This window comes from Aquirhabdus parva (assembly GCF_003351745.1).
In the GTDB taxonomy this organism is placed as follows: domain Bacteria; phylum Pseudomonadota; class Gammaproteobacteria; order Pseudomonadales; family Moraxellaceae; genus Aquirhabdus; species Aquirhabdus parva.
In genome coordinates, this window is the sequence record NZ_CP031222.1 from 2482667 (window position 1) to 2509089 (window position 26423).

A 26423-nucleotide genomic window follows, 5' to 3' on the forward strand; every position below is an offset into this window, starting at 1 on the left:
GTATGATCGACGACGAAAATTTCATTACAGTCTAAATACTTAGGCTGACAAACCCCAAACAACCAAAACCAACAATAACAAAGGATCAAATCTTTATCTCATGTGCAGAACACACTACAAACTCGCACTTAAAAATCGCGGGTCTGCTGCTAATCGACTGAGCATAAATACATGCCAATGCTGCCCAGTACGAAAAAAACCACCTTGCACATACGGCGAAACGCCTGCTGCGACATCAGTCACTTCAGTCTCATAAGATGCTTTACTAAAATGTTGAATACCAAGTACTTCATCGACGATTAAGCCACTGAATAAATCACCATGATCGATGACCATAACTTTACTCTGTAGACTATCGCGAGCCGTCACCCCTGTGAAACTAGCCAGATCGGTCAAAGGCAGTAAACGACCACGTACATTAGCAAGACCGAGTAACCAGCGCTGTACACCATGAACAGGTGAATAATCGGGTACACGAAGAACTTCGGCCACCTCTCCCAGAGGTGCGACAAATCGTTGACCTGCAAGCATGAACGCAACCCCAGACCAGCGGTCTGATTGGCTTTCTTGATCTTGTTGAATACGACGACGGCCTTTTTCTGAAAGACGTAGGAGCTGAATAAATCCTTTAGCAGCCATATTTAATCATCCTAATGATCCACCAACGCTATACGAGCGATGATCAATAACATCCCTATAGAAAACTCTTCTTTATCGAGGTAACAACCCATCTATCACTTGAATTAACATCGCCTCATCCACTGGCTTGGTTAAATAATCCTTCGCCCCCTGACGTCTTCCCCAAACACGATCCGTTTCCTGATCTTTGGTACTGACAATCACGACAGGAATATGGCTGGTTTCCACACCGCGAGAAATTTGCCGCGTCGCCTGAAATCCATTCATGCCCGGCATGACCACATCCATCAGTACAAGATCTGGTTTTTCAGCAAGTGTCAGTGCCACGCCATCAGCACCATTTGTTGCCTCAAGTACATCATGACCATTGCGCTGCAACATTTCACGAAAACGAAACGTCTCCGTTGGGGAATCATCTACCACTAAAATCTTTGCCATCACACCACCCTTAAATGTTTTTTATGCGACGCCTGCAACGACGTGCTGACGAATTGCACTAAACAGCTCTTCCTTGCTGAATGGCTTGGTTAAATAATCATCCGCACCAACGATACGTCCTTTAGCCTTATCAAACAATCCATCTTTTGAAGATAGCATGATGACAGGTGTTTTTTGATACGCGGGGTTGTTTTTGATTAAAGCGCAAGCCTGATAGCCATCTAAACGCGGCATCATGATATCGACAAAGATAATATCGGGGCGTGTATCGGCGATTTTCGCCAAGGCATCGAATCCGTCGACAGCGGTATGAACCGTGCATCCTGCTTTTTGTAAAAGAGTTTCAGCTGTTCGACGAATCGTTTTGGAATCGTCAATCACCATCACTTTCAGTCCATCAAAACTTTCTTCCATTTTAGTCATCTTCCTGATAGTACGAAGTTGCAAACTAGTACTCACTAAATCGCCATTCCTGACGGATTATGGGCGATTAAGAGTATTATTTTGTGTAGCATAAAACGTTCAGAGAGACTAAACCAGTGTTTAAGTTATTTTTATTTTCACCTACGACCTATTCTCACCCACCCCACCATAACTTTTACTGCGATTCTTACCTAAATCATAAACATGCCCTTATTTTTAGTCATACCATAATTTAAAGTTTGGCTGCATAATTGCATCTACTCGCAAAGGAATTGCGATTTATGATATTACTTCAGGACGAGAGCTCGGCACATGCCCACCACCTATAGCCCCAGAACAAAAGCACATTGTATGCCAACCGTATTTTTTGCTCGAAAATTCTTTTTCAATATATTCAGTTTGTTGAAAAGGCATTCTCAGCATTCTGTGCAAGGTTTGGCACAAATATTACAATTACCGTCAGTTATGGACAAAAGATTGCTGACGTCATGCGTGCTATGTGGGCTAACACTCTCTTCTATTACGGCACTAGCTGCCACAACCACACCGAATCGCTGGTATCGCTATTATGACAATGGGATTCCAACGCTAAGCTCCTCTGTCAGCGAACAACATATGTCACATGGCTACGATGTATTGGATAGTCATATGCAGATCATCAGGCACGTCCCGCCTTTTTCAACGCAGCGCTATGATCAGCAGAAGGCACAACGTGAGCAGGCGATCGAAAAACAAATCGCCGATCGTCACTTAGTAGAAACTTACACCTCATCAGACCGTGCAGTACTGCAACGGGACCGAGAACTCAGCGAAATAGATAATCAAATTAAACGCGGAGAACAGCAAAGCCAGGAGCTCACTACCGCTCTCAACAGCAGTATATCCCTAGCAGCGGGTTATGAGCGGAATAACAAACCGATTCCTGTAAACATCAAATCCCAGCTTGACAATAATCGACAGCTACTCGCTCAGTCCACAACCAATGTTACCTCACTCAAAACCAAGCGTGAGCAAGCGGCAAAACAGTTTGCAAATGATATTATCCAGTTGAAACGCATTGAACGACAACGTATGACCCAGCAAGAGGGTACGATAGAATCTAACCCACGATAGATTTTTCCGATCATGAATATCATTATTTCCATGCTGGAAAAATTGCAAAACACCCCATTGATAAGTGTAGGATTGCATCTTGCTTTTATGAATCACTTATGGACAACCCATTTTGCTAAACGCTGCTGATATACATCGTGTCATGCACGATGATGCTGTTCTTTTGAGCGATTGAAACTTTCTGGTTACATCCTGTCAATCTTGACTAAAAGAACACTCAAGCTACCGTATAATCGACATAAATGATGATGCACCATATTCAACACACTTTAGGATGATTCTAATGAACACCGCCGTCAAAACACGTCATGTCCGCTTACTCATTTTAGGCTCAGGACCTGCAGGCTATAGTGCAGCCGTGTATGCTGCACGCGCTAATCTAAAACCAGTTTTGGTTGCCGGTTTACAAATTGGCGGACAGTTAACGACTACCAATGAAGTGGACAACTGGCCAGGTGACCCGCATGGTTTAACAGGCAATGCGCTGATGGAGCGTATGCAGGAACATGCTGAGCGTTACGGCACAGAGATCGTCTATGACCATATCAACTCGGTTGATCTTTCCCAGCGCCCATTTCGCCTGACTGGGGATATGGAGGAGTTCACCTGTGACGCGCTGATTATCGCGACTGGTGCAACAGCGCAATACTTGGGACTTGAATCTGAGCAAGCATTTGCTGGTCGTGGGGTTAGTGCCTGTGCAACCTGTGATGGTTTTTTCTATAAAGATCAACCTGTCATGGTTGTTGGTGGTGGTAATACTGCGGTGGAAGAAGCGCTCTACTTGGCGAACATTGCCAGCCATGTCACTTTGGTTCATCGCCGTGACAAGGTTAAATCTGAGAAGATCTTGCAAGACCATTTATTTGAACGTGAAAAAGAAGGCAAAATTTCTATTCTTTGGAACAATCAAGTCGATGAAGTCCTTGGTAATGATGCGGGTGTGACCGGCGTACGCATCAAGAGTACAACGGATGGCAGCGCTCAAGATGTTAATGTACAAGGTGTATTTATCGCGATTGGTCACAAACCCAATACCGGTTTGTTTGAAGGCCAACTGGAGCTGCACAATGGCTACTTGGTCGTGAAAAGCGGTACCCAAGGTAATGCGACTCAGACCAGTATCCCTGGTGTATTTGCCGCTGGTGACGTCGCTGACCATATCTACCGTCAGGCAATCACATCAGCAGGTTCAGGCTGTATGGCCGCGCTTGATGCAGAACGTTTCTTAGATGGTCTGTAATTGCCTTTAATGACTACAAGCTCGCCCCTACTGCATCGCCATGAGTGTGTGTGATGCAGTCCACTCAATTACCGCCGAGTCTTTGGCAATTCCCCGATCCTACTCAGGCTGACCCAGAAGGCGAAGGTTTGGTCGCGGTTGGGGCAGATCTGGCACCTGAAACGATTCTTGCTGCGTATCAAGCGGGTATTTTCCCTTGGTTTAATGAAGATGACCCCATTTGCTGGTGGAGTCCGGAACCGCGCTGCATCATCATCCCCCATACATTCAAGCCCTCAAAAACACTGATTCGCGCGCTTAAAAAGAACCGATACACCCTCACCCTCGACCATAGTTTTGCAGCAGTCATGCGTGCTTGCGCAGGGGTTCGTGCTTATGCCGAAGGGACATGGATCAATGAAGAGATCATCACCGGCTATTGTGGACTACATGCTGCAGGCTTAGCACATAGTGTGGAGGTCTGGGAGCAAACTGAGCAAGGTGATACAACGTTAGTGGGTGGATTGTATGGTGTCCAAATTGGACAGGCATTCTTTGGCGAATCGATGTTTAGCCTCCGCACTGATGTCTCAAAAATGGCCTTCACCTTTTTGATGAAACTCTGTGCGGCATCTAACTTCCCCTTTGTGGACTGCCAACTGCCAAACGATCACCTGATGAGTCTTGGCGCAACCACACTACCACGTGCACAATTTTTGCATCAATTAAAACAAGTGCTCGCTGAATCTGCCCCAGATTGGCATTTGTTACAGAATCGTCACTTTAACTGCGCCGAACTGTTGACCCCGGAACTTTTTTCGGGCTTGATTAAGTAAAGGATCCAAACGTTTTGGAATGATGAGCAATAACCTCACATTATTTTCAAATTTTATTCAAATGGCACCGGAGTATGTCGCCTCATGTCTAACATGAAAAACATTCGGTTTTACATCACACCGCCTCATCCGTGTAGCTATTTGGATGACCGTGCTGCACGCATGGTTTTTATTGATCCCGTTCGTGATCTTGATTTATCAACACTCTCTGAACTTTCACGTCAAGGATTCCGTCGCAGCGGCGATTTTATTTACAAACCGGAATGCCATCATTGTCGTCAGTGCTTGTCATCGCGTATTCCTGCCGAAGAGTTTCAACCAGATAGTAGTCAACGTCGCGCCATTAATCGCAATAAAGATCTGCGCATGGCGATCCGTTCAACCCGACATGCAACCGATATTCACTATCGTCTTTACGCACGCTATATCATTGAGCGCCATGCAGATGGCGATATGTTCCCGCCGACACGTGAGCAATTTGAGAAATTCTTGGTCACAGGAGGCGCTAATAGCTTCTTTATTGAATTCTGGCTGAATGATCGCCTGATGGTCGTGGCAACCTGCGACCCTCTAGATGATGGTATCTCAGCGGTTTACACCTTCTATGATCCGGATGAAAACAAGCGTAGCCTCGGTACCTTTGCCATCATGCAGCAAATTGAATGGGCACGAGCCAATCGCCTTCCCTATGTTTACTTGGGTTATTGGGTGCCGCAATCTGAAAAAATGCGCTATAAATCCAACTTCCTACCCATAGAAGTGCTATTGGATGGACGCTGGCAACGTATTTCCCGTCCGATGACGGTGACTGAAATGGATATTCTCGTCAAACGATTGTCGCGGGATGAAAGTATTCAGGATTATAAACGCCTGCGCTAGACATCAAGCGATTAAGCAAAAGGATTACCCCGCGTTAAAGCCATCAAGACTGCATCTTCTTTGCCACTGGCAAAGTGAGCACGATCGGCGAGATAATAATTTTTGCGTATACCCATTTGATGAAATCCCGCCTTTTGATATAAACCAATGGCCGCTTGATTGCTTTGCCGCACTTCAAGAAAGATCATGACGCACCCTTCGCCCAAGCGTTCAATAGACTCTTCAAGCAATAGATAGCCCAGTCCCTGCCCTTGCAGGGCTGGATCAATCGCCATCAACAGTAAATTAGCCTCATCAAGAACGGGTTGTAAAATACAAAAACCCACCACCTGCTGACCATCTGTAATCACCGTGCAGCGTTGGCCCGCGTTTAAACTTTCATGAAACTGGTTCGCTGTCCATGGATGATATTCCACTTGTTGCTCAATCGCTGCGACTGCAGAGACGTCTTGTGCCTGCATCACACGAATAGCATATTTCGACATAGTGAGTCCGAGGGGTATTGAATTTTAAATACGTTAATAAGGATCATTATAACAGGTCAATTTTAAAGCTTGACTTAAACCCGCACAGACTAGCCTCTAAACGTAAAGAACATCCATAAAAAAAGAGGCTCAAATGAGCCTCTTTTTTATTTGAATTGCGGATCTAAGGACTTCATCGAAGTTGTTAGATTTGCTCTTCGTTCAATGCCTGACTGAATGCTTGATCCACTTCAGAGAAGTCGGTTGCTAATGTTGATAGCTCAACTTCAGCTTCCAAAGCTTCTTGCTGACGGCGTGCCAAGTGATAGGCCAGACCCGTACCTGCAGGAATCAAACGACCTACAACCACGTTTTCTTTCAAGCCACGCAGATCATCTTCTTTACCCGTTACTGCAGCTTCGGTCAGAACACGAGTTGTTTCTTGGAAAGACGCTGCAGAAATGAACGAGTCAGTTGACAACGATGCTTTGGTGATACCCATCAGGATACGCTCAAAACGTGCTGGGAACTTACCTTGGGCCAGCAATGCTTCATTTTCTTCAGAGACGCGCGCGTATTCTGCTTGTTCGCCTTTGATGAACGATGAGTCACCGCCTTCGATGATGTCCACTTTACGCAGCATCTGACGAATAATAACTTCGATGTGCTTATCGTTGATCTTAACGCCCTGTAAGCGATAAACGTCTTGCACTTCGTTGACAATATAAGTCGCCAATTGCTCTTCGCCTTTCAGACGCAGAATGTCATGCGGGTTCTGTGGACCATCACTGATCACTTCACCTTTTTCTACATGCTCACCTTCGAACACGTTGATTTGACGCCATTTTGGAATCAACTCTTCATGCACTTCACTGCCGTCTTCTGGAGTGATCAGCAAGCGATTCTTACCTTTGGTTTCTTTACCGAAAGTGATCACGCCGCTAACTTCAGCCAGAATCGCAAACTCTTTTGGTTTACGCGCTTCAAACAAGTCGGCCACACGTGGCAGACCACCGGTAATATCACGAGTACGTGATGATTCTTGTGGTACACGACCAATCACATCACCAACACCGATCACATCACCATCACGCACTGTAAGAACGGTTTGTGCTGGCAAGAAGTATTGAACTTGTTGATCCGTTCCCTCAACCATCAGCGGTTGATCGTTTGAATCAAACAATGCGACCGAAGGACGCAGTTCCTTACCTGATGCTGGGCGGTCTTTCGCTTGAAGAATCTCAATAGAAGACATCCCCGTTGCATCCTCGGTTTTGGTCGTTGCAGTCACACCTTCGGTGATTTGAACGAACTTAACACGACCCGCAACTTCGGTGATCAGTGGATGTGTATGCGGATCCCAGTTCACAATGATCTGACCTGCTTCAACAGCTTGTCCATCTTGTACACTGATCGACGCACCGTATGGCAAGCGATAACGCTCACGCTCACGACCGATATCATCCGCCACACCAATTTCAGCAGAACGTGATACGGCAACCAAATGACCTTTATGGTGATTTACGGTTTTGATGTTGTGGAAACGAATCGTCCCTTTGTTACGCACTTGAATGCTGCTGACCGCAGAAGCTCGGCTTGCGGCACCACCCACGTGGAACGTACGCATGGTCAACTGAGTACCTGGCTCACCGATCGACTGTGCAGCCATAACACCCACAGACTCACCCGCATTTACCAAGTGACCGCGTGCTAGATCGCGACCATAACACTTCGCACAGACACCAAAGCGTGTACGGCAGCTAATCACTGAGCGAACTTTAACTTCATCCACACCAGCAACTTCTAAGGTATCAACCCACTTCTCATCCAGCAGCGTACCAGCAGGAGCCAGCACTTCATCGCTACCCGGTGTCAACAAGTCAACAGCAACCACACGACCCAATACACGGTCACGTAGTGGCTCGATCACGTCACCACCTTGAATCAAGGGCGTGATGTAAATACCGTCATCGGTGCCACAATCTGGCTCAGTGATCACCAAATCTTGTGCCACGTCAACCAAACGACGGGTCAAGTAACCAGAGTTCGCAGTTTTCAGCGCCGTATCCGCCAAACCTTTACGCGCACCGTGTGTCGAAATAAAGTACTGCAGAACGGTCAGACCTTCACGGAAGTTCGCCTTAATAGGCGTTTCAATGATTTCACCTGATGGTTTAGCCATCAAACCACGCATACCGGCAAGCTGACGAATCTGCGCTGCAGATCCACGCGCACCAGAGTCGGACATGATGTAAATCGAGTTGAACGATTTCTGTCTTTCTTCATCGCCTTTCTTATTGATGACGACTTCAGTAGACAGGTTGTCCATCATCGCTTTCGCAACTTGTTCGTTGGTACGTGACCAGATGTCGACCACTTTGTTATAGCGTTCACCAGCTGTTACGAAGCCTTGCTCAAATTGATTTTCGATTTCGCGAACTTCAGTATCCGCTTTACCAATAATCTCTTCTTTGTTTGGCGGAATCAGCATGTCTTCCATACCGACAGATACACCAGAGTGAGTTGCTTGCGCAAATCCGAGGTACATCAATTGGTCAGCAAACAATACGGTCGCTTTCAAGCCCAAAGTACGGTAAACCGAGTTGATCAGTTTAGATACGTTCTTTTTGGTCATGACTTGGTTGACTTGGTCGAAGGTCATCCCTTCTGGCAAGATTTTCCAAAGCAAGCAACGACCTGGTGTGGTATCAACCAAGAATGTGGTTGTTACTTTTTCGCCATTTTCATCAAATACGGTCTGGTTCACACGCACTTTAATGCGACTGTGTACTGTCACGAATTTGGTTGCCAAAGCACGATCCACTTCTTGCGTATCGGCAAACACCATGCCTTCGCCAGGTGCATTGATCGTGTCACGGCTGATGTAGTACAGACCCAACACAACGTCCTGTGACGGTACGATGATTGGTTCACCGTTCGCTGGAGACAAGATGTTGTTGGTTGACATCATCAAGGCACGCGCTTCTAGCTGTGCTTCGATAGTCAACGGCACGTGAACCGCCATTTGGTCACCGTCGAAGTCGGCGTTAAACGCGGTACAAACGAGCGGATGCAACTGGATCGCTTTACCTTCAATCAGTGTCGGTTCAAACGCTTGCAGACCCAAACGGTGAAGCGTTGGCGCGCGGTTCAACATGACTGGATGTTCACGAATTACGTGCGCAAGAACGTCCCACACTTCTGGGGTTTCGCGTTCAACCATTTTCTTCGCAGCTTTGATGGTTGTTGCCATGCCTGAAGATTGCAGTTTTGCAAAAATAAACGGCTTGAACAGTTCCAATGCCATTTTTTTCGGCAGACCGCATTGATGCAGACGTAGCGTTGGTCCAACCACAATCACTGAACGACCCGAGTAATCCACACGCTTACCGAGCAAGTTCTGACGGAAACGACCTTGTTTACCTTTGATCATATCAGCCAAAGATTTCAGCGGACGCTTGTTGCTACCCGTAATCGCACGACCACGACGACCGTTATCAAGTAGCGCATCAACTGCTTCTTGCAACATCCGTTTTTCGTTACGCACAATAATGTCTGGAGCAGACAATTCAAGCAAACGCTTCAAGCGATTGTTACGGTTAATGACGCGACGATACAAATCGTTCAAGTCAGAAGTCGCAAAACGACCGCCTTCTAGTGGAACCAATGGGCGCAAATCAGGCGGCAAAACTGGCAGAATGGTCATGACCATCCATTCAGGCTTGTTGTTTGAATCGCGGAATGCTTCCATCAATTTCAAGCGCTTTGAAGATTTTTTCAGCTTGGTTTCTGATGTCGTATTTGGAATTTCTTCACGCAAGCGTGCAATTTCTGATTCCAAGTCGATGTCACGCAATAAGTCCTGAATCGCTTCAGCACCCATTTTTGCAGTGAACTCATCGCCATGCTCTTCCAGCGCATTGAAATATTCTTCATCGCCAAGCAATTGGAATTTTTCAAAAGGTGTCATGCCTGGATCAGTCACAACATAACTTTCGAAATAAAGAACGCGTTCGATATCACGCAAAGTCATATCAAGCAACAAACCAATACGGCTTGGCAGTGATTTTAAGAACCAGATATGCGCAACTGGTGATGCAAGGTCAATATGACCCATGCGCTCACGACGAACTTTTGCTGTCGTTACTTCAACGCCGCATTTTTCGCAGATCACGCCTTTATATTTCATACGCTTGTATTTACCACACAAGCATTCGTAATCTTTGATCGGTCCAAAGATTTTTGCACAGAACAAACCATCACGTTCTGGTTTGAACGTACGATAGTTAATGGTTTCTGGCTTCTTCACTTCACCGTGTGACCATGACTTAATCATTTCTGGTGAAGCAAGACCAATCCGAATACGGTCAAAGTTCGCTAGAACTTCATCCGAACCCGGCTTTTTACGCATAATATCGAGTAAGTCTTTCAAGTCATTTCTCCGTTGTCCGAGGTGTGTTCACTCGGAAGGGGTCATTTGTATACTGTCTAATGCGCTAAGCCCACTTGTCACAACTATAGCAAGCAAGCTTCGCGAAAATTTCACACTTTTCCAGTCAACTCATTGATCTTAAACAACCGTAAACCGACATCAACATCGATTTACGGCTTTGGAAAAGGCTTAATCTTCGCCTTTTAACTCAATATTAATACCCAAAGAACGAATCTCTTTGGTCAACACGTTGAAGGACTCAGGCATGCCCGGATCCATGTAGTGATTGCCATCCACGATGTTTTTGTAGATACGAGTACGACCTTCGACATCGTCTGACTTCACAGTGAGCATTTCTTGCAAGGTATAAGTTGCACCGTATGCTTCCAGTGCCCACACTTCCATCTCCCCGAAACGCTGACCACCGAACTGCGCTTTACCACCGAGCGGTTGCTGTGTAACCAGTGAATACGAACCGGTTGAACGCGCATGCATTTTGTCGTCAACCAAGTGATTGAGTTTGAGCATGTACATATAACCAACGGTCACAGGACGATCAAACTGGTCACCTGTACGTCCATCAAACAGTACTTGCTTACCGGTTTCTGACAAGTCAGCCAAGGTCAACAATTGTTTGATTTGACTTTCTTCTGCACCATCAAATACTGGCGTTGCGATAGGAACACCGCCACGTAAGTTTTTAGCCAATGCCAAGACTTCATCATCAGACAAGCTCGCCAGTTCTTCTTGCTCACCACCGACTTGATTGTAGATTTGATCCATGAATTTACGCAGATCAGCAACTTTCCGCTGTTCTTGCAACATGCGATCAATCTTTTGACCCAAGCCTTTGGCGGCCCAGCCCATATGGGTTTCAAGAATCTGACCCACGTTCATACGAGATGGAACACCAAGCGGGTTCAGAACGATATCAACAGGTTCACCGTTGATGTCATATGGCATGTCTTCGACAGGCATAATGACCGAAACCACACCCTTGTTACCATGACGACCCGCCATCTTGTCACCCGGTTGGATGCGACGTTTGACAGCCAAGTAAACCTTAACCACTTTCAACACGCCATGAGCCAGCTCATCGCCTTGGTTGATTTTGCGTTTTTTCTCAACGAATTTCGCTTCAATCTCAAGATCTTTCTCTTTCAAGTATTCTTGGATTTGGCTTAAACGCGCTGCAATATCATCATCAGCCGGTTGGATCTCAAGCAGTTGCGCTGTTTCTAAACCATTGATGGTTTCTTCATCCAGCACCACACCACGCTTGATACCGCCACCGCCATTGACTTTCTGACCATTCAACAAGCGTTCAACACGATTACGCGCCGCTTCTTCGAAAGTACGGAACTCTTCTTTCAAGTCTTTGCGGTATGCATCCAGTTCTGCTTTATCAATAGCAATCGCACGTTCGTCTTTTTCAAGGCCATCGCGAGTAAAGACTTGAACGTCGATAACTGTTCCCTTAGTACCTGATGGTACGCGCAAGGAAGAGTCTTTCACGTCCGCAGCTTTTTCACCGAAAATCGCACGCAGCAGTTTTTCTTCTGGGGTCAGCTGGGTTTCACCTTTAGGCGTAACCTTACCGACCAGAATGTCGCCTGCGCTCACTTCAGCACCGATATAAACAATCCCGGCAGCATCCAGTTTTGACAACGCGGCTTCGCCAACGTTTGGAATGTCGCCAGTGATTTCTTCAGTACCCAATTTGGTATCACGTGCAACACATGACAATTCTTGGATATGGATCGATGTGAAACGATCTTCTTGTACAACACGCTCAGACAGCAAGATCGAGTCTTCGAAGTTATAACCATTCCATGGCATAAATGCCACGCGCATGTTTTGACCGAGCGCAAGCTCACCGAGATCCGTTGAAGGACCATCTGCGAGGATGTCGCCACGTGCCACAACATCACCACGATTCACAATTGCATCTTGGTTAATACAGGTGTTCTGGTTAGAACGGGTGTATTTGATCAAGTTGTAAATATCAACACCAGCCTCACCTGCATGCATTTCAGACTCATGCACACGCACAACGATACGGCTCGCATCAACGTAGTCAATCACACCACCACGACCAGCAACCACACACACACCAGAGTCACGTGCAACGTGACGCTCCATGCCTGTACCCACGAGTGGCTTGTCAGAACGCAGTGTAGGCACCGCCTGACGTTGCATGTTTGAACCCATCAATGCACGGTTCGCGTCGTCATGCTCAAGGAACGGAATGAGCGAGGCGGCTACCGAAACCACCTGACGTGGTGAAACGTCCATGTGGGTGACCTTCTCTGGGGTCATACGAATGAATTCGCCATGATGACGAACGGACACGAGGTCATCCGTCAACTCACCTTTCTTGTTCAGTGGTGAGTCAGCTTGTGCAATCACGGTATCGGTTTCTTCAATCGCTGACAGATATTCGATATGGTCAGTTACCACACCATTTTCAACACGGCGATATGGTGTTTCCAAGAAACCGAACTCATTGGCTTTTGCATAAACCGCCAAGCTGTTGATCAAACCAATGTTTGGACCTTCAGGGGTTTCAATTGGACAAACACGACCATAATGGGTTTGATGAACGTCGCGAACTTCAAAGCCAGCGCGCTCACGAGTCAAACCACCAGGTCCAAGTGCAGAAACACGACGTTTGTGCGTGATTTCTGACAATGGATTGTTTTGATCCATGAATTGTGACAATTGGCTTGAACCAAAGAACTCTTTGATCGCTGCAGCCACTGGCTTAGCATTGATCAAGTCTTGTGGCGACAAACCTTCAGTTTCAGCTTGGTTCAGACGTTCTTTAACTGCACGTTCAACACGGACCAAACCAACACGGAATTGGTTTTCAGTCATTTCACCGACAGAGCGTACACGACGGTTACCCAAGTGATCGATGTCATCCACTTCGCCTTTACCGTTGCGGATATCAACCAGCATTTTCAGCACGTCAACCACGTCTTCGTTGGACAAGATGCCTTCGATTTCACGGGTGGCTTGATCAGTACCCACTTCGTATGGACGACCTAAACGACGGTTGAACTTCATACGGCCGACAGGTGACAAATCATAACGTTCTGAGCTGAAGAACAGGTTGTTAAACAGGTTCTCTGCCGCATCTTTAGTTGGTGGCTCACCCGGACGCATGACTTTGTAGATTTCGACCAAAGCTTCTTCACGGTTGCGAGTCGTATCTGCGCGTAAAGTATCCGCAACGAATGATCCACGGTCGATGTCGTTGGTGAACAGCATGTTGAACTCTACAACACCTGCTTCAACCAGCTTTACGAGTACTTCATGAACCAAAACAGTGTTTGCTTCAACGATCAGATCGCCCGCTTTGTTGTAAACGTTGTGTGCCAGAATACGGCCATACAAGTATTCATCAGGAACTGGCAGCTTGGTCAGGCCAGCTTCTTCCATTTGACGAACATGGCGTGCGTTGATACGTTTGCCTTGTTCGACGATGATTTTGTTGCCTTTACCAACGATGTCAAACTGAGCCATTTCGCCGCGTAGACGTTCTGGAATCAAATCGATCTGATAACCACCGTCTGCCAAATAGACAGGCACTTTCTCGTAGTACATATCGAGAATTTGTTCAGTGGTGTAGTTCAATGCACGCAGCATAATCGTAGCAAGGAGCTTACGACGACGGTCGATACGAACGAAAACCAAATCCTTCGCATCAAACTCAAAGTCCAACCATGAGCCACGGTAAGGAATGATACGTGCGGAATACAGTACTTTACCTGAGCTGTGGGTTTTACCCTTGTCATGGTCAAAGAACACACCGGGTGAACGATGTAACTGACTCACGATCACACGCTCAGTACCGTTGATCACGAATGTCCCGTTATCGGTCATCAGTGGCATTTCGCCCATGTACACTTCTTGCTCGCGTACGTCTTTAATCGATTTGGTTTCACGGTCATAAATGATCAAACGAATTTTGACGCGCATTGGTGCAGCATACGTTGAACCACGCAAAATACATTCGCGTACGTCAAACTCAGGCTTACCTAAATGATATTCAACAAACTCAAGTGCAGCATTACCCGAGTAACTGACGATAGGAAACACCGAACGGAAAGCCGCTTGCAGACCGAAGTCTTCGCGTTGCTTCGCAGTTTTACCATCTTGTAAAAAAGCGCGATAAGAATCAACTTGGATGGAAAGCAGGTATGGCACTTCCATCACATTGGGCAATTTGCCGAAGTTCTTGCGAATCCGTTTCTTTTCGGTATAGGAGTATGCCATTGGAAGTCCTCAAAAAAGTAGGTGCAAGATAATGCTCGCTTCATAAAACAAAAGACAAAAGCATTCAATCAAAAACTTAAAACCAAAAAACTCTACAACTTAATCTGAACAGAAATACCCTACCCTTTAGACCTACAAAGATGAGACTTTGCATGGAGGGCAAAATAGAACTGTTTCAATCTGCATAACCACACATCGCTATGTAGAAAATCATGCAGAACAGCGAAACCACATGAACTTTGAAAACCTGCTGTTAAATCAAGTTGCAACAGGACTTCCATTCATTTACCACATACGTCGATTCTAAAAAGTCCTTTACTTAGACCACCCTAGAACCAAGACAACGAAAACGACAAAACCACAAACGAGCAAAACACTCCAATTCAAGAAACTGGAATGCATAAACTCGTTCATGGAAGAACGTTTAAATCTACATTTTTGAATGAAACTTTTTACTCATAAAACGACAACAATGCAGATTTAAAAATTCTTTTTCGCGACTTAACTCTACGGACACCTCATCAATAAAAACCCCATTGAAAACTATCCTTAAAAGAGCAGACCATTACGATAAATGGACGCGCTGCACTGTGAAAATTGATCTCTTGTACAACTATCATGACCTCACCATTGCGCAATACACGCAAACGACCACAAAAACAAGAGCCGCATAGTATAATAAAAAAAGGCGCACAAACGCAAGCGCTTGTCCACCTTTTTTTTGAAACTAAATAAAGTCTTTTTCTAGAATCTAGTACTTTATCGAGATCTTTAAGATTAAGCAGCCATTTGCAAGCAAACAGCTTCTTCAGTCTTATTTGATTTCGACAGTTGCACCAGCTTCTTCGACTTTCTTTTTAAGCGCTTCAGCGTCGTCTTTGCTCACGCCTTCTTTCAGCGGTTGCGGTGCGCCTTCAACGAGGTCTTTAGCTTCTTTCAAGCCAAGGCCAGTTACTTCGCGAACGATTTTAATAACTGCAACTTTGTTTGCGCCGAAGCTAGTCAGAATGACGTTGAATTCGGTTTGTTCTTCAGCAGCAGCCGCGCCTGCACCAGCAGCAGGACCAGCAACTGCAACAGCAGCAGCAGAAACGTTGAATTTTTCTTCGAATGCAGAAATAAGTTCAACCAATTCAACAACTGATAATTCGCCAACGGCGTTCAGGATGTCTTCTTTTGACAGTGCCATGAGTAAAGCTCCAAAATGTGTATAGGTGGGTGAGGCAAGATGCAATTAAGCAGCTTGTTCGTCCTGTTTGTCTTTGAGTGCTGTAAGTAAACGAGCAAACTTGGAAACAGGCGCTTGCAGAACCGACGCCAGCATCGTAAGAGCGGTGTGCAGATTCGGCAGATTTGCCAATACGTCGATTTGATCAGCAGCATAAAGCTTGCCGTCAAATGCAGCCGATTTAATGACCAGCTTGGCATTGTCTTTTGCAAAGTCTTTCAACAAACGAGCAGCAGCGCCCATGTCGTCTTCAGAAGTTGACAAAGCAATGATCGATGGACCAGTCAGAGTTTCATTCAAAACAGCGAATGGTGTTCCTTCCAGTGCACGACGTGCCAGCGTGTTACGAATAACGCGCAGGTATACACCTTGCTGACGGGCTTTAGAACGTAGAACAGTCATCTGACCTACGGTTAAGCCACGATAATCGGCGACCACAGCAGAGAATGCACCAGACGCAGCTTCACTCACTGCGGCGACGATCTCTTTTTTGTCCTCTAGTCTTAGAGTCACTGTAACCTCCTTCGTGTATAGATGAACACAATGTTCATCACCATGATTTGCATACCAGCTATCAATCCAAAGATTGACAGCCAATCTACACGCGGAAAGTCTAAACCCTAAGATTTACACCACCGCGTCTACGTAGGACTCATTAAGAAAAGTGCATTCAAGAACGCATTTTTCGCCTACGGTCTTTGACGCCGATTAGAATGCAGAACATATCCAACCACTTCAAAGCCCACTCAACCTGCCCCTACTTATAAATAAACCAGGGCAATCAAGATTTTTACTCGCCGAATGACTTTTTCAAATCATTCAGCAAAATCGGATTAACAACGCAAATAATTATGCAGAAACAGAAGCAACATCAATCGTTAAGCCAGGACCCATGGTCGATGACAAAGTGATTTTCTTGATGTAGATCCCTTTAGAAGTTGCAGGTTTTGCACGCTTCAGATCAGAAACCAACGCTTCAACGTTTTGACGAATCGCAGCAGCTTCAAAGCCAACTTGGCCTACAGCTGCGTGAATGATACCGCCTTTGTCAACGCGATAGCGCGCTTGACCAGACTTAGCATTCTTAACAGCAGTACCCACATCAGGGGTAACCGTACCGACTTTCGGGTTAGGCATCAAACCACGTGGACCCAAGATCGTACCGAGTTTACCAACCACACGCATCGCGTCTGGAGCAGCAATCACGACATCAAAGTCAAGGTTACCCGCTTGGATGCTTTCTGCGAGATCATCCATACCAACGATGTCTGCACCTTCAGCTTTAGCCGCTTCAGCAGCCGCACCTTGAGCAAATACTGCAACACGTACGGTTTTACCGGTACCCGCTGGCAATACAGTTGCACCGCGAACGATTTGGTCTGATTTACGTGGATCAACACCAAGGTTGATTGCAACGTCCAATGACTCTTTGAATTTAGCCGCTGGAAGGCTATTCAAAATAGCAACTGCAGAATCCAAATCGTAAACTTTATTGGCTTCTACTTTTTCAGCGATAGCTTTTTGACGCTTAGTTAATGTTGCCATGTTAAACCACTCCTTCCACATTCAGACCCATCGAACGTGCAGAACCTGCAATCGTACGAACAGCCGCATCCAAATCAGCAGCAGTCAGATTCGCTTCTTTCGCTTTAGCGATTTCTTCTAACTGAGCACGGGTAATGGTACCGACTTTTTGAGTATTAGGACGCGCTGAACCGCTAGTCAGGTTCATGGTTTTTTTCAAGAAGTAAGTCGCAGGTGGCGATGCCATGATGAAAGTAAACGACTTGTCAGAATAAACAGTAATCGTTACTGGAATTGGCATGCCAACTTCCATCTTTTGTGTTGCAGCATTGAATTCTTTACAGAATGCCATAATGTTTACACCACGTTGACCCAATGCAGGACCGATAGGTGGTGATGGATTTGCTTTACCAGCCGCAACTTGCAGCTTGATATATCCGTCGATCTTCTTCGCCATTAGAAACTCCTCATATGGGTACGAACGCCTTGCGGCTCCCCTTTTGGCTTACAACTATAAATTCTTTACTCGATCACTTTAAGAAAAACACACTAAAATGAAAAAGCCACCAGACTTTTCAAAAAAGACGGGTGGCAAATTATACACGAAAAACAACTAAACTCTACAAGCAGACTAAAAATAAAATCTCAATTAGTCAGTTTTTTCAACTTGCTTAAACTCAAGCTCAACTTGGGTTGGACGATTAAACACGTTGATGGTCAAGGTCACTTTAGACTTATCATAGTCCACTTTCTCAATGACACCTTTGAAATCCACAAACGGACCATCGATAACCAACAACTCTTCACCGGGCTCAAACATCGTCTTCGGTTTCGGAGCAGTTTCACCTTGCTGTTGAATACGACTAAGAATCTTGTCAGCTTCTTTTTGCGTTATCGGCGCTGGCTTTTCTGGCGTACCACCGATAAAGCCCAATACTTTTGGCGTCTCTTTTACAGTGTGCCAAGTCGCTTCGGTCATTTCCATTTCAACAAGCACGTAACCAGGAAAGAACTTACGCTCACTCTTACGCTTCTTGCCGTCTTTCATTTCTACAACTTCTTCAGTCGGCACAAGCACTTCACCGAAGCTTTCCAGCAAATCACTACGCGCAATACGATCTTTAAGTGAACGCATTACTTGCTTTTCATAGCCTGAATAGGCATGTACGATATACCAACGTTTCATAGCTTTTATCCGTTGATTCTTTAATAAACTGACTTTACAAAATAGACGTTAAACCCAGCCAAAGAATCATTTTATCCAATGATTAATTTGATTGCCCAGCCAAAAAACATATCCAACAACCACAGAATAATCGCCATGACCACCACAACGACCAAAACAATCCATGTGGTATGCAATGTATCATTCTTGGTTGGCCAACTAATACGACCCAACTCAACACGGGAATCTTTCAGCAAGGTCACAAAACCCTTACCCTGTGAAGTGGTATACAGCAAAACCAATGCCACCACAACCATACCTACAATCACACCTACGCGTACCCAGACACTAGCAGCTGGCGCCCAATAGGCAGGCAGGTATTGCGGCACAATCGTCGCACCAATCAACAAGACAATCGCAAGCAACCAAAAAATAGGATCAATGGCTGAACGCGACTTAACAACATCAGCTGGCGACAAAGCACCACCCAAATTATTAATTGAGCTATTGATCGATTTGCCGACATTCGACTTATCAGTCGTTGATTGATTTTGCGGATCAGTATTCATATTTTGAGTGGCTCATTGGGTTAAACCAAAGATATACAAGGAAGTGAATATGAGCTAAATGGAGAGGCTACAGGTATTCTTTTAAAAATTGTTTCATACCAAAACATTTGGTTCAAGCAACTACCCTATTCCTTCAGGTAAACCACGTCTTCAACCAAGTTTAAAACCATGTTTAAAAAAACACTATCTATATCTTAAAACAAATATGGCGGGCCAGGAGAGACTCGAACTCCCAACACCCGGTTTTGGAGACCGGTGCTCTACCAATTGAACTACTGGCCCTGCAATTGGAAAGCATTCTACAGAACACTTTCCAAATTTACTACTGCAATATCAGAAGTTTAATTAAACTTCTGATATTAACTCAACCTACAAGAGATTAAGCAAGAACGTTAGCAACTACACCCGCACCAACAGTACGACCACCTTCACGGATCGCGAAACGTAGACCTGGGTCCATCGCGATTGGGTGAATCAGTTCTACTGTCATTTGGATGTTGTCACCTGGCATAACCATTTCTACGCCGTCTGGCAAGCTGATTGCACCAGTTACGTCCGTTGTACGGAAGTAGAACTGTGGACGATAGCCTTTCAGGAACGGTGTATGACGACCACCTTCATCTTTAGACAGAACATAAACTTCTGCTTCAAATTTGGTATGTGGTTTGATTGAACCTGGTTTCGCCAATACTTGACCACGTTGTACGTCTTCACGCTTGGTACCACGGAGCAATACACCACAGTTCTCGCCTGCACGACCTTCGTCGAGCAATTTACGGAACATTTCAACACCAGTACAGGTCGTTTTTACGGTGTCTTTGATACCAACGATTTCAATTTCTTCACCAACTTTGATGATACCTGACTCTACGCGACCGGTTACAACGGTACCGCGACCAGAGATCGAGAATACGTCTTCGATTGGCAACAGGAATGATTTGTCGATTGCGCGTTCTGGTTCTGGGATGTAGCTGTCCAGAGTTTCAACCAGTTTAAGAACTGATGCAACGCCGTAAGGACCTTCACCACCGTTCAACGCTTCGAGTGCTGAACCACGGATGATTGGGGTGTCATCACCTGGGAAGTCGTATTTAGACAACAGGTCACGCACTTCCATTTCAACGAGTTCAAGCAACTCTTCGTCGTCTACCATGTCACACTTGTTCAAGAATACAACGATGTATGGCACACCAACTTGGCGTGACAACAGGATGTGTTCACGAGTTTGTGGCATTGGACCATCAGTTGCTGAACATACAAGAATCGCGCCGTCCATCTGAGCAGCACCAGTGATCATGTTTTTAACATAGTCAGCGTGGCCTGGGCAGTCAACGTGTGCGTAGTGACGGATTGGGCTGTCATATTCTACGTGTGCAGTATTAATGGTAATACCACGTGCTTTTTCTTCTGGTGCTGAGTCGATTTCGCTCAATGCTTTGACGTCACCGCCGTAAGCTTTTGCACAGTTCAAGCTGATAGCAGCAGTCAGAGTGGTTTTACCATGGTCAACGTGACCGATGGTGCCGACGTTAACGTGCGGCTTGTTACGTTCAAACTTGGCCTTTGCCATGAGAGTCTCCCTCGTTCACGTCGGATGTCAACTATCCGGCTTATTTAGAAAATTTGTTGCAAGACTGGCATGATTGCCAACTGCAAGTTACCACCCAACAAACATCAAATCTTCAATCTAACAACACAAATCTTTCACACAAAACAATAAGCAGGCACTAGGCCTGCCCGTTACAACAATATTCAACAAACTCACTACTCATCAGTACAACCAACAAATAATGGAGCTCTTATCCAGATTTGAACTGGAGACCTCTCCCTTACCAAGGGAGTGCTCTACCACTGAGCTATAAGAGCGCAACCGCTAAATGCGACAAAACAGCTATTATGCAGCAGAACACTAAATCTATTAAAACAGCAGATCCAGATCAACAAACCGCAAACAACCTAATCACAAATCTACAAAATATGGAGCGGGAGACGAGGGTCGAACTCGCGACATTCAGCTTGGAAGGCTGACGCTCTACCAACTGAGCTACTCCCGCACAACTGGTAACTTACATCTAAACTATCTACATCAAATATGGTGGTGAGGGAAGGATTCGAACCTTCGAAGCTTTCGCGTCAGAGTTACAGTCTGATCCCTTTGACCGCTCGGGAACCTCACCTACATCAAACCCACATTATCAACATTTGTTTACCCATTTAAAAACTTCAAACAAATCCTGATTAACATCAGTTTATTTCACATCAACATCATCATCAAACATGTCTTAAATATGGTGCCGGCACCAAGAATCGAACTCGGGACCTACTGATTACAAGTCAGTTGCTCTACCAGCTGAGCTATACCGGCTAAAAGTACACATCAATAACTGCATCGAAGCGGCGTGCATTGTAGCAGAGAGTTTTAATCTTACAACCCCGTTTTTTCAAAAAAACTAAAAAACCAGTCCGTTTGCCGATAATTCAACCGCTCTGATCACTGCGCGAGCTTTAATAAGCGTTTCATTCCATTCACTAACTGGAATTGAGTCCGCAACCACCCCTGCGCCAGCCTGCACATGAACTTGTCCATCAGTGATGACCGCTGTACGAATCGCGATGGCGGTATCCATCTCTCCATGCCATCCTAAATAGCCCACCGCCCCACCGAACACGCCACGCTTGACGGGTTCTAATTCGTCAATAATCTCCATTGCACGAATCTTCGGTGCTCCCGATAGGGTTCCCGCCGGAAACGTGGCTTTAAACACGTCTAAAGCATCCAGCTCTGGGCGCACCTTCCCTTCCACATTCGACACGATATGCATCACGTGTGAATACTTCTCGATACTCATCCGCTCGGTGACTTTGACTTGGCCAATTTGACTCACACGCCCCACATCATTACGACCTAAATCAATCAGCATCAAATGTTCAGCGATTTCCTTACCATCCGCCAAAAGATTCGCTTCAAGATCCGCTTCTTCCTCTGGGGTCTTACCGCGCGGTCTCGTCCCAGCAAGCGGACGCACTGTCACGATTCCATTTTCCAAACGCGTCAAGATTTCCGGCGAAGAGCCCACCAACTGAAAGGGTTTTGCCACACTCTTGCTATCAGGCAACGTGACACCATCCACTAAGAACATATAAGGCGACGGATTCAGATGCCGTAGCGCGCGATACACCGATAACGCATCGCCATCAAAGTCACTGGTCATACGCTGACTCGGCACAACCTGCATCACATCGCCAGCTTTAATATATTCCTGTATTCGCGCTACATCATGCTGGAATTTTTCATCGCCTGTATGCGATACAAAAACAGGTGCAGTATGTGGCTTTGCCGTAAGATCTAGTGGTGCAGCCAGTAGCACCTCCAATGCCTCCAATCGCGCAATAGCGTTTTGATAGGCATCAGGCTCACTGCTGTCCGCATGAGTGATCAGTGACAAAGTATCGCGTAGGCTATCAAACACAATCACCGTATCTGAAACCATCAACCAAATATCCGGTAGATTGATCGGATCCTGTGCTGGCACATTCTTCAAGCGCGGTTCTATATAGCGCACAGAATCATAAGCAAAATAACCCACTAGACCACCGGTAAAATTCGGTAATGCTGGGGTTTCGCTCGCCGGTGGTAAATTAAAACTGGCCTGAAACTTGCGGATATAAGCAAAAGGATCCTGACATTCAGTAACCTCAAGTGCTTGATCAGGTTTTTGAATACGCATTTCACCTTGGCGATATTGCAGGGTCGTACCACTACCTAAACCGATAATAGAATAGCGACCCCAACGCTCTCCGCCCTGTACAGACTCAAACAAGTACCGGGCAGTTTGATCGTCGCCATTGGCGCGCAAACGTGCAAAAACTGATACAGGGGTATCTGTATCAGCTAAGCGTTGGTGAAATACGGGAATATGGCGATAACCAGCTGCAACCAGCCGTTGAAACTCGGAAAGGCTCATCATTTTTAATTCAACTCAAATCAGGGGTTTGAAAAAATCAACGCAAGGTAGCGCTATAAGAACTCATTAGGTATGAGCAAATGATTAGCGACGCCAGCGAAATCCGCCTGCTGAAAGAATCATGATGTCCTCTAATACAATACTGTTAGTCAATGGTGCGGTCATTTTTTGAAATCAAAACTAAATCTATAACAATTCTGCCAATGAATCAAGCAGCAAATCAGGCTCACTGGCAGCAATGGGTTCACCATGATTATACCCATAGCTGACCGCAATACTGCGGATCGAAGCAGCGCGCGCAGACTCCACATCATTACGCGAATCACCAATCATGAGTGCATGTTCAGGCTTTAAACCATAATGAGATAACGCATGCAATAAAGGCGCTGGATGAGGTTTGCGATGCTCCAAACTATCACCCCCTAGAACCAAGGAAAAATATTCGAGTAGATTAAGCGCTTTGAGTAGCTTTAACGCAGGTTGATAAGGCTTATTGGTAATACAAGCAACATGGATTTTATGCTGCTGGCACCAGGTCAGAAATTCACGGACACCCGCGTACACCGTACTGTCCACACAAACATCTGCCTGATAATGCTTCATGAAGGAAGCCAGGAGTTCTTCATGACGTTCTGGTGCAATACCGCGATACTCACGAACACATTGAATGAGGCGTCCTGCCCCACGGCCAACCCACAGCCGCACCTGCACATTGGTAACAGGATCAACACCAATATCATAAAGTGCAAAGTTCACAGCACGCAAAATATCAGCGGCAGAATCAACAAGCGTTCCATCCAGATCAAAAAAGATCGCCTGAATATGGTCAAAGCTTGCTACAGATACCCCTTTTTCCACAGTGGATTGTGACATTGAAACTCTCCCTCTTGGATGATCATTTCCATCTCACAGTTCGCAGTTCGCAAATCAGCCCACTTAATCAGGGCTGAGTTTGTGTCGGTGGTGTCTTCTCCGGCAAAGCTGCAGGGGTCACCGGAACAGTACTGGATGGCTTGGTATTCTGTGATTCATTTGGAACGACAGCGGCAGGCTTATCTCGTCCTAAATTATTATTCAACGCTGCTCTAAATGACGGAGTAATGTTGGTCACAGCACTCGCATAAATGTCATTCACGTTTGCGGGTAAACGTGTGAACTGCCCTTTAGGATCCAACTGTAACTGTAAAATCCTAGTCCGCTCATAACGATCTTGACTAATCGCTTCCACATTACTGCCGTCTCTAAGGATGGTCGGCTGTAAGAAAATCAGCAAGTTATTTTTTGTGGTTGAATTGGCCTTAGAACGAAACAAACCGCCAATCAGTGGCAAGCGACCTAATCCAGGCACCATATCCATTTGCTGAGTATTATCATCCTGCATCATGCCGCCGAGTACAATGGTTTGCCCATCATCAGCCAATACCGTTGTTTTCACCGAACGCTTGTTGGTCACCAGATCCGAGGTTGTAGCACCAATGGAACTTGCCGCTGCGATTGAAGAGACTTCCTGCTCGACATCTAAGCGGATCGTGCCACCTTCGCCAATATGCGGCGTGACCTTCAGCGTCGTACCAACATCTTTCCGCTCAATTGAATTAAAAGGGGCGACACCAGCTGTCGTACTCGCCTGCGTTCCGGTAATAAATGGGACGTTTTGCCCTACCACCATTTCGGCTTTCACATTATCCAGCGCCATCACGGAAGGCACCGAAATTAGATTATTACTTGTTGTGGAGTTAAGGGCATTTAACACAGCACCATAAAAACTGGTTTCGCCTTTGCTATTTGTTTTACTGGTTCCCAAACCAATCAAGGCACCTGCCGGATTAATGCCAGTATACGTCTTACTCGCAATCGCCGTTGCTATGTTGGCTAGACTTGTTCCCGTTCCCGCCGTACCAAAGTTCACCAACCCCACACCAGTCGATGCATTACCCAGCGCCCATTGAACACCTAGCTGTTGCGCATTTGTTCCCGACACTTCGACAATAGCGGCTTGAATCAAAACCTGTGCACGACGAACATCAAGTTGCTCAATGGTGCTTGCAATCTCCCGCATCATCGATGGATCTGCTTTCACCACAATAGAATTCAGCTCTTCATTAGCAATGATACTGATACCATTGGCCGAGAACACACTGGATTGTGCGGTACTATTCGACCCTGAACTACTTGTTCCTGTTGAACCGGTTGTCGATCCACTCGCACTGGTACCACTCCCCAGACTACTCGTCGAACTACCAGAATAGTTTGAGCCAGAAGAGCCTGAGCTACTGCGACTTCCATTACTGCTTCCGGTCACAATCCCCTGCAGGATATCCGCCATGGATTTCGCACTGGCATTCTTCAAACGGAAGACACGCAGACCGCCTAAGCGATCACTGGCAACATCCAATTGAGCAACCATATTCTTGATGCGATTACGTGCCTTCTCATTACCTTTAACCAACAAGCGATTATTTTTACTGTCGGCAATTAAACGTAAACGTGACCCCCGAGGATCTTTGGAAGGGGATGTTGAAGTCAAGGCTTCAATCTGACCAACAATATCATCCACACTGGTTTCTTTGAGTTGAATGATATCCATCTGATCATCCGCGCCACCATCCAGACTTCTCACCAACTCCGCCAACTGATCAATACTTTGTGCTCGATCAGACACGATTAGCGCATTAGTTCCCGGCACTGCAGCCAGATGAGCAAACTGTGACAGCAATGGGCGTAAAGCAGGAACGAGATCATTGGGATTGGTGTTATCCAGCCAAATCACTCGCGTCACGACACCATCGCCACGTGCTCTATTTCTAAAGTCGAAAGGGACACCCGATTGCTTTGCATTGACATCAGGAACCAGTTTAATGGTGTTCCCTGAAGGAATAGCTACGACACCATTAACGTTCAACACCCCTTCAAAGAGCTCATAAACCTGCTGTTTATTGAGTTCTTTATTGGAAATCACCGTTACATTGCCTTTGACACGAGGATCAACCGCAAAGTTCTTGCCGGTAATATCTGCAACCTCAGACACAAACGCATTGATATCGGCATTGAGTAAATTAATCTTCCAAGTCTGACCGAAAGCGGGAAAAGCCAGTGATGTCAGCAATGGAACCGCAAGCCAAAACAGCGGGCGATGAGTAAGGTGTTGCTTTGGCTTCATATCGTGTGAATCCATGACTGTAGGGATGGTTGGCTTGTTCATATTACTTATCTAAAACTCTAAAATTCTGTAGATTTAAAACGAT

20 protein-coding genes and 5 tRNA genes are annotated in these 26423 nt (G+C 45.9%); 4 read left to right on the plus strand and 21 right to left on the minus strand.

All coding sequences use genetic code 11. The annotated features are described in order from the left end of the window. Window positions 1-114 precede the first annotated feature (114 nt). The 3 genes from HYN46_RS11190 to pilG form a co-directional block, all read right to left on the minus strand. Window positions 115-639: a chemotaxis protein CheW gene (locus tag HYN46_RS11190; RefSeq protein ID WP_114899467.1), complete on the minus strand. Its 525-nt coding sequence runs from the start codon at window positions 637-639 to the stop codon at window positions 115-117. A 72-nt stretch (window positions 640-711) separates the two neighbouring features. Next, the gene (locus tag HYN46_RS11195; RefSeq protein WP_114899468.1) at window positions 712-1077 is read right to left on the minus strand and encodes a response regulator; all 366 of its coding nucleotides are present in this window, start codon (window positions 1075-1077) and stop codon (window positions 712-714) included. 21 nt (window positions 1078-1098) lie between these two features. Beyond that, complete coding sequence (gene pilG / locus HYN46_RS11200; RefSeq protein WP_114899469.1) at window positions 1099-1491, minus strand: twitching motility response regulator PilG; 393 nt, start codon at window positions 1489-1491, stop codon at window positions 1099-1101. 486 nt (window positions 1492-1977) lie between these two features. On the opposite strand from pilG, the gene HYN46_RS11205 reads away from it, so the two are divergent. The 4 genes from HYN46_RS11205 to HYN46_RS11220 all read left to right on the plus strand — a co-directional run bounded on the left by HYN46_RS11205 (window position 1978) and on the right by HYN46_RS11220 (window position 5550). Next, the gene (locus HYN46_RS11205; protein WP_162818165.1) at window positions 1978-2613 is read left to right on the plus strand and encodes a hypothetical protein; all 636 of its coding nucleotides are present in this window, start codon (window positions 1978-1980) and stop codon (window positions 2611-2613) included. Between the two features lie 283 nt (window positions 2614-2896). Further along, on the plus strand, window positions 2897-3856 hold the full coding sequence (trxB, locus tag HYN46_RS11210) for a thioredoxin-disulfide reductase (protein ID WP_114899471.1): 960 nt from the start codon (window positions 2897-2899) through the stop codon (window positions 3854-3856). 53 nt (window positions 3857-3909) lie between these two features. Further along, complete coding sequence (aat, locus tag HYN46_RS11215) at window positions 3910-4671, plus strand: leucyl/phenylalanyl-tRNA--protein transferase (protein ID WP_114899472.1); 762 nt, start codon at window positions 3910-3912, stop codon at window positions 4669-4671. Window positions 4672-4755: 84 nt separating this feature from the next. Continuing rightward, complete coding sequence (locus HYN46_RS11220; protein ID WP_114899473.1) at window positions 4756-5550, plus strand: arginyltransferase; 795 nt, start codon at window positions 4756-4758, stop codon at window positions 5548-5550. A gap of 11 nt (window positions 5551-5561) precedes the next feature. On the opposite strand, the gene rimI is transcribed toward HYN46_RS11220, so the two are convergent. The 18 genes from rimI to gspD form a co-directional block, all read right to left on the minus strand. Beyond that, window positions 5562-6035, minus strand: coding sequence for a ribosomal protein S18-alanine N-acetyltransferase (gene rimI, locus HYN46_RS11225; RefSeq protein WP_210009141.1), 474 nt, complete (start codon window positions 6033-6035; stop codon window positions 5562-5564). Window positions 6036-6219: 184 nt separating this feature from the next. Then, window positions 6220-10446, minus strand: coding sequence for a DNA-directed RNA polymerase subunit beta' (gene rpoC, locus HYN46_RS11230; protein WP_114899474.1), 4227 nt, complete (start codon window positions 10444-10446; stop codon window positions 6220-6222). Window positions 10447-10635: 189 nt separating this feature from the next. Then, entirely contained in the window at window positions 10636-14727 is a 4092-nt protein-coding gene (gene rpoB, locus HYN46_RS11235; protein WP_114899475.1) for a DNA-directed RNA polymerase subunit beta, read from the minus strand. Between the two features lie 814 nt (window positions 14728-15541). Then, the gene (gene rplL, locus HYN46_RS11240) at window positions 15542-15916 is read right to left on the minus strand and encodes a 50S ribosomal protein L7/L12 (RefSeq protein ID WP_114899476.1); all 375 of its coding nucleotides are present in this window, start codon (window positions 15914-15916) and stop codon (window positions 15542-15544) included. 45 nt (window positions 15917-15961) lie between these two features. Beyond that, complete coding sequence (gene rplJ / locus HYN46_RS11245; RefSeq protein ID WP_114899477.1) at window positions 15962-16468, minus strand: 50S ribosomal protein L10; 507 nt, start codon at window positions 16466-16468, stop codon at window positions 15962-15964. A 336-nt stretch (window positions 16469-16804) separates the two neighbouring features. Then, window positions 16805-17500, minus strand: a complete 696-nt coding sequence (rplA, locus tag HYN46_RS11250; RefSeq protein WP_114899478.1) for a 50S ribosomal protein L1 — start codon at window positions 17498-17500, stop codon at window positions 16805-16807. Between the two features lies 1 nt (window position 17501). Next, window positions 17502-17936: a 50S ribosomal protein L11 gene (gene rplK / locus HYN46_RS11255; RefSeq protein ID WP_114899479.1), complete on the minus strand. Its 435-nt coding sequence runs from the start codon at window positions 17934-17936 to the stop codon at window positions 17502-17504. Between the two features lie 192 nt (window positions 17937-18128). Further along, complete coding sequence (nusG, locus tag HYN46_RS11260; RefSeq protein ID WP_114899480.1) at window positions 18129-18665, minus strand: transcription termination/antitermination protein NusG; 537 nt, start codon at window positions 18663-18665, stop codon at window positions 18129-18131. A 71-nt stretch (window positions 18666-18736) separates the two neighbouring features. Further along, a complete protein-coding gene (gene secE, locus HYN46_RS11265) occupies window positions 18737-19213 on the minus strand; it encodes a preprotein translocase subunit SecE (protein ID WP_114899481.1) in 477 nt (158 codons plus the stop codon). 206 nt (window positions 19214-19419) lie between these two features. Beyond that, window positions 19420-19495: transfer RNA gene (locus tag HYN46_RS11270), tRNA-Trp, on the minus strand. Between the two features lie 97 nt (window positions 19496-19592). Then, window positions 19593-20783, minus strand: a complete 1191-nt coding sequence (gene tuf / locus HYN46_RS11275) for an elongation factor Tu (protein WP_114898932.1) — start codon at window positions 20781-20783, stop codon at window positions 19593-19595. A 221-nt stretch (window positions 20784-21004) separates the two neighbouring features. Beyond that, window positions 21005-21079 (minus strand) — tRNA-Thr (locus HYN46_RS11280). Between the two features lie 112 nt (window positions 21080-21191). Beyond that, window positions 21192-21267 (minus strand) — tRNA-Gly (locus HYN46_RS11285). A 39-nt stretch (window positions 21268-21306) separates the two neighbouring features. After that, window positions 21307-21390 (minus strand) — tRNA-Tyr (locus HYN46_RS11290). 112 nt (window positions 21391-21502) lie between these two features. Beyond that, window positions 21503-21578: transfer RNA gene (locus HYN46_RS11295), tRNA-Thr, on the minus strand. A gap of 85 nt (window positions 21579-21663) precedes the next feature. Beyond that, window positions 21664-23181, minus strand: coding sequence for an anthranilate synthase component I (trpE, locus tag HYN46_RS11300; RefSeq protein ID WP_114899482.1), 1518 nt, complete (start codon window positions 23179-23181; stop codon window positions 21664-21666). Between the two features lie 183 nt (window positions 23182-23364). Further along, entirely contained in the window at window positions 23365-24051 is a 687-nt protein-coding gene (locus HYN46_RS11305) for a phosphoglycolate phosphatase (protein ID WP_114899483.1), read from the minus strand. A gap of 67 nt (window positions 24052-24118) precedes the next feature. Beyond that, window positions 24119-26380: a type II secretion system secretin GspD gene (gene gspD, locus HYN46_RS11310; RefSeq protein WP_114899484.1), complete on the minus strand. Its 2262-nt coding sequence runs from the start codon at window positions 26378-26380 to the stop codon at window positions 24119-24121. Window positions 26381-26423 lie beyond the last annotated feature (43 nt).

Coding starts and splice junctions, on each gene's coding strand:
- aat (WP_114899472.1), top strand. CDS start 3,910: ATGCAGTCCACTCAATTACCGCCGAGTCTTTGGCAATTCCCCGATCCT.
- HYN46_RS11195 (WP_114899468.1), bottom strand. CDS start 1,077: ATGGCAAAGATTTTAGTGGTAGATGATTCCCCAACGGAGACGTTTCGT.
- tuf (WP_114898932.1), bottom strand. CDS start 20,783: ATGGCAAAGGCCAAGTTTGAACGTAACAAGCCGCACGTTAACGTCGGC.
- nusG (WP_114899480.1), bottom strand. CDS start 18,665: ATGAAACGTTGGTATATCGTACATGCCTATTCAGGCTATGAAAAGCAA.
- trxB (WP_114899471.1), top strand. CDS start 2,897: ATGAACACCGCCGTCAAAACACGTCATGTCCGCTTACTCATTTTAGGC.
- HYN46_RS11220 (WP_114899473.1), top strand. CDS start 4,756: ATGTCTAACATGAAAAACATTCGGTTTTACATCACACCGCCTCATCCG.
- gspD (WP_114899484.1), bottom strand. CDS start 26,380: ATGAACAAGCCAACCATCCCTACAGTCATGGATTCACACGATATGAAG.
- rpoB (WP_114899475.1), bottom strand. CDS start 14,727: ATGGCATACTCCTATACCGAAAAGAAACGGATTCGCAAGAACTTCGGC.
- pilG (WP_114899469.1), bottom strand. CDS start 1,491: ATGGAAGAAAGTTTTGATGGACTGAAAGTGATGGTGATTGACGATTCC.
- rplA (WP_114899478.1), bottom strand. CDS start 17,500: ATGGCAACATTAACTAAGCGTCAAAAAGCTATCGCTGAAAAAGTAGAA.
- rplL (WP_114899476.1), bottom strand. CDS start 15,916: ATGGCACTGTCAAAAGAAGACATCCTGAACGCCGTTGGCGAATTATCA.
- rimI (WP_210009141.1), bottom strand. CDS start 6,035: ATGTCGAAATATGCTATTCGTGTGATGCAGGCACAAGACGTCTCTGCA.
- rplK (WP_114899479.1), bottom strand. CDS start 17,936: ATGGCGAAGAAGATCGACGGATATATCAAGCTGCAAGTTGCGGCTGGT.
- trpE (WP_114899482.1), bottom strand. CDS start 23,181: ATGATGAGCCTTTCCGAGTTTCAACGGCTGGTTGCAGCTGGTTATCGC.
- HYN46_RS11190 (WP_114899467.1), bottom strand. CDS start 639: ATGGCTGCTAAAGGATTTATTCAGCTCCTACGTCTTTCAGAAAAAGGC.
- HYN46_RS11305 (WP_114899483.1), bottom strand. CDS start 24,051: ATGTCACAATCCACTGTGGAAAAAGGGGTATCTGTAGCAAGCTTTGAC.
- secE (WP_114899481.1), bottom strand. CDS start 19,213: ATGAATACTGATCCGCAAAATCAATCAACGACTGATAAGTCGAATGTC.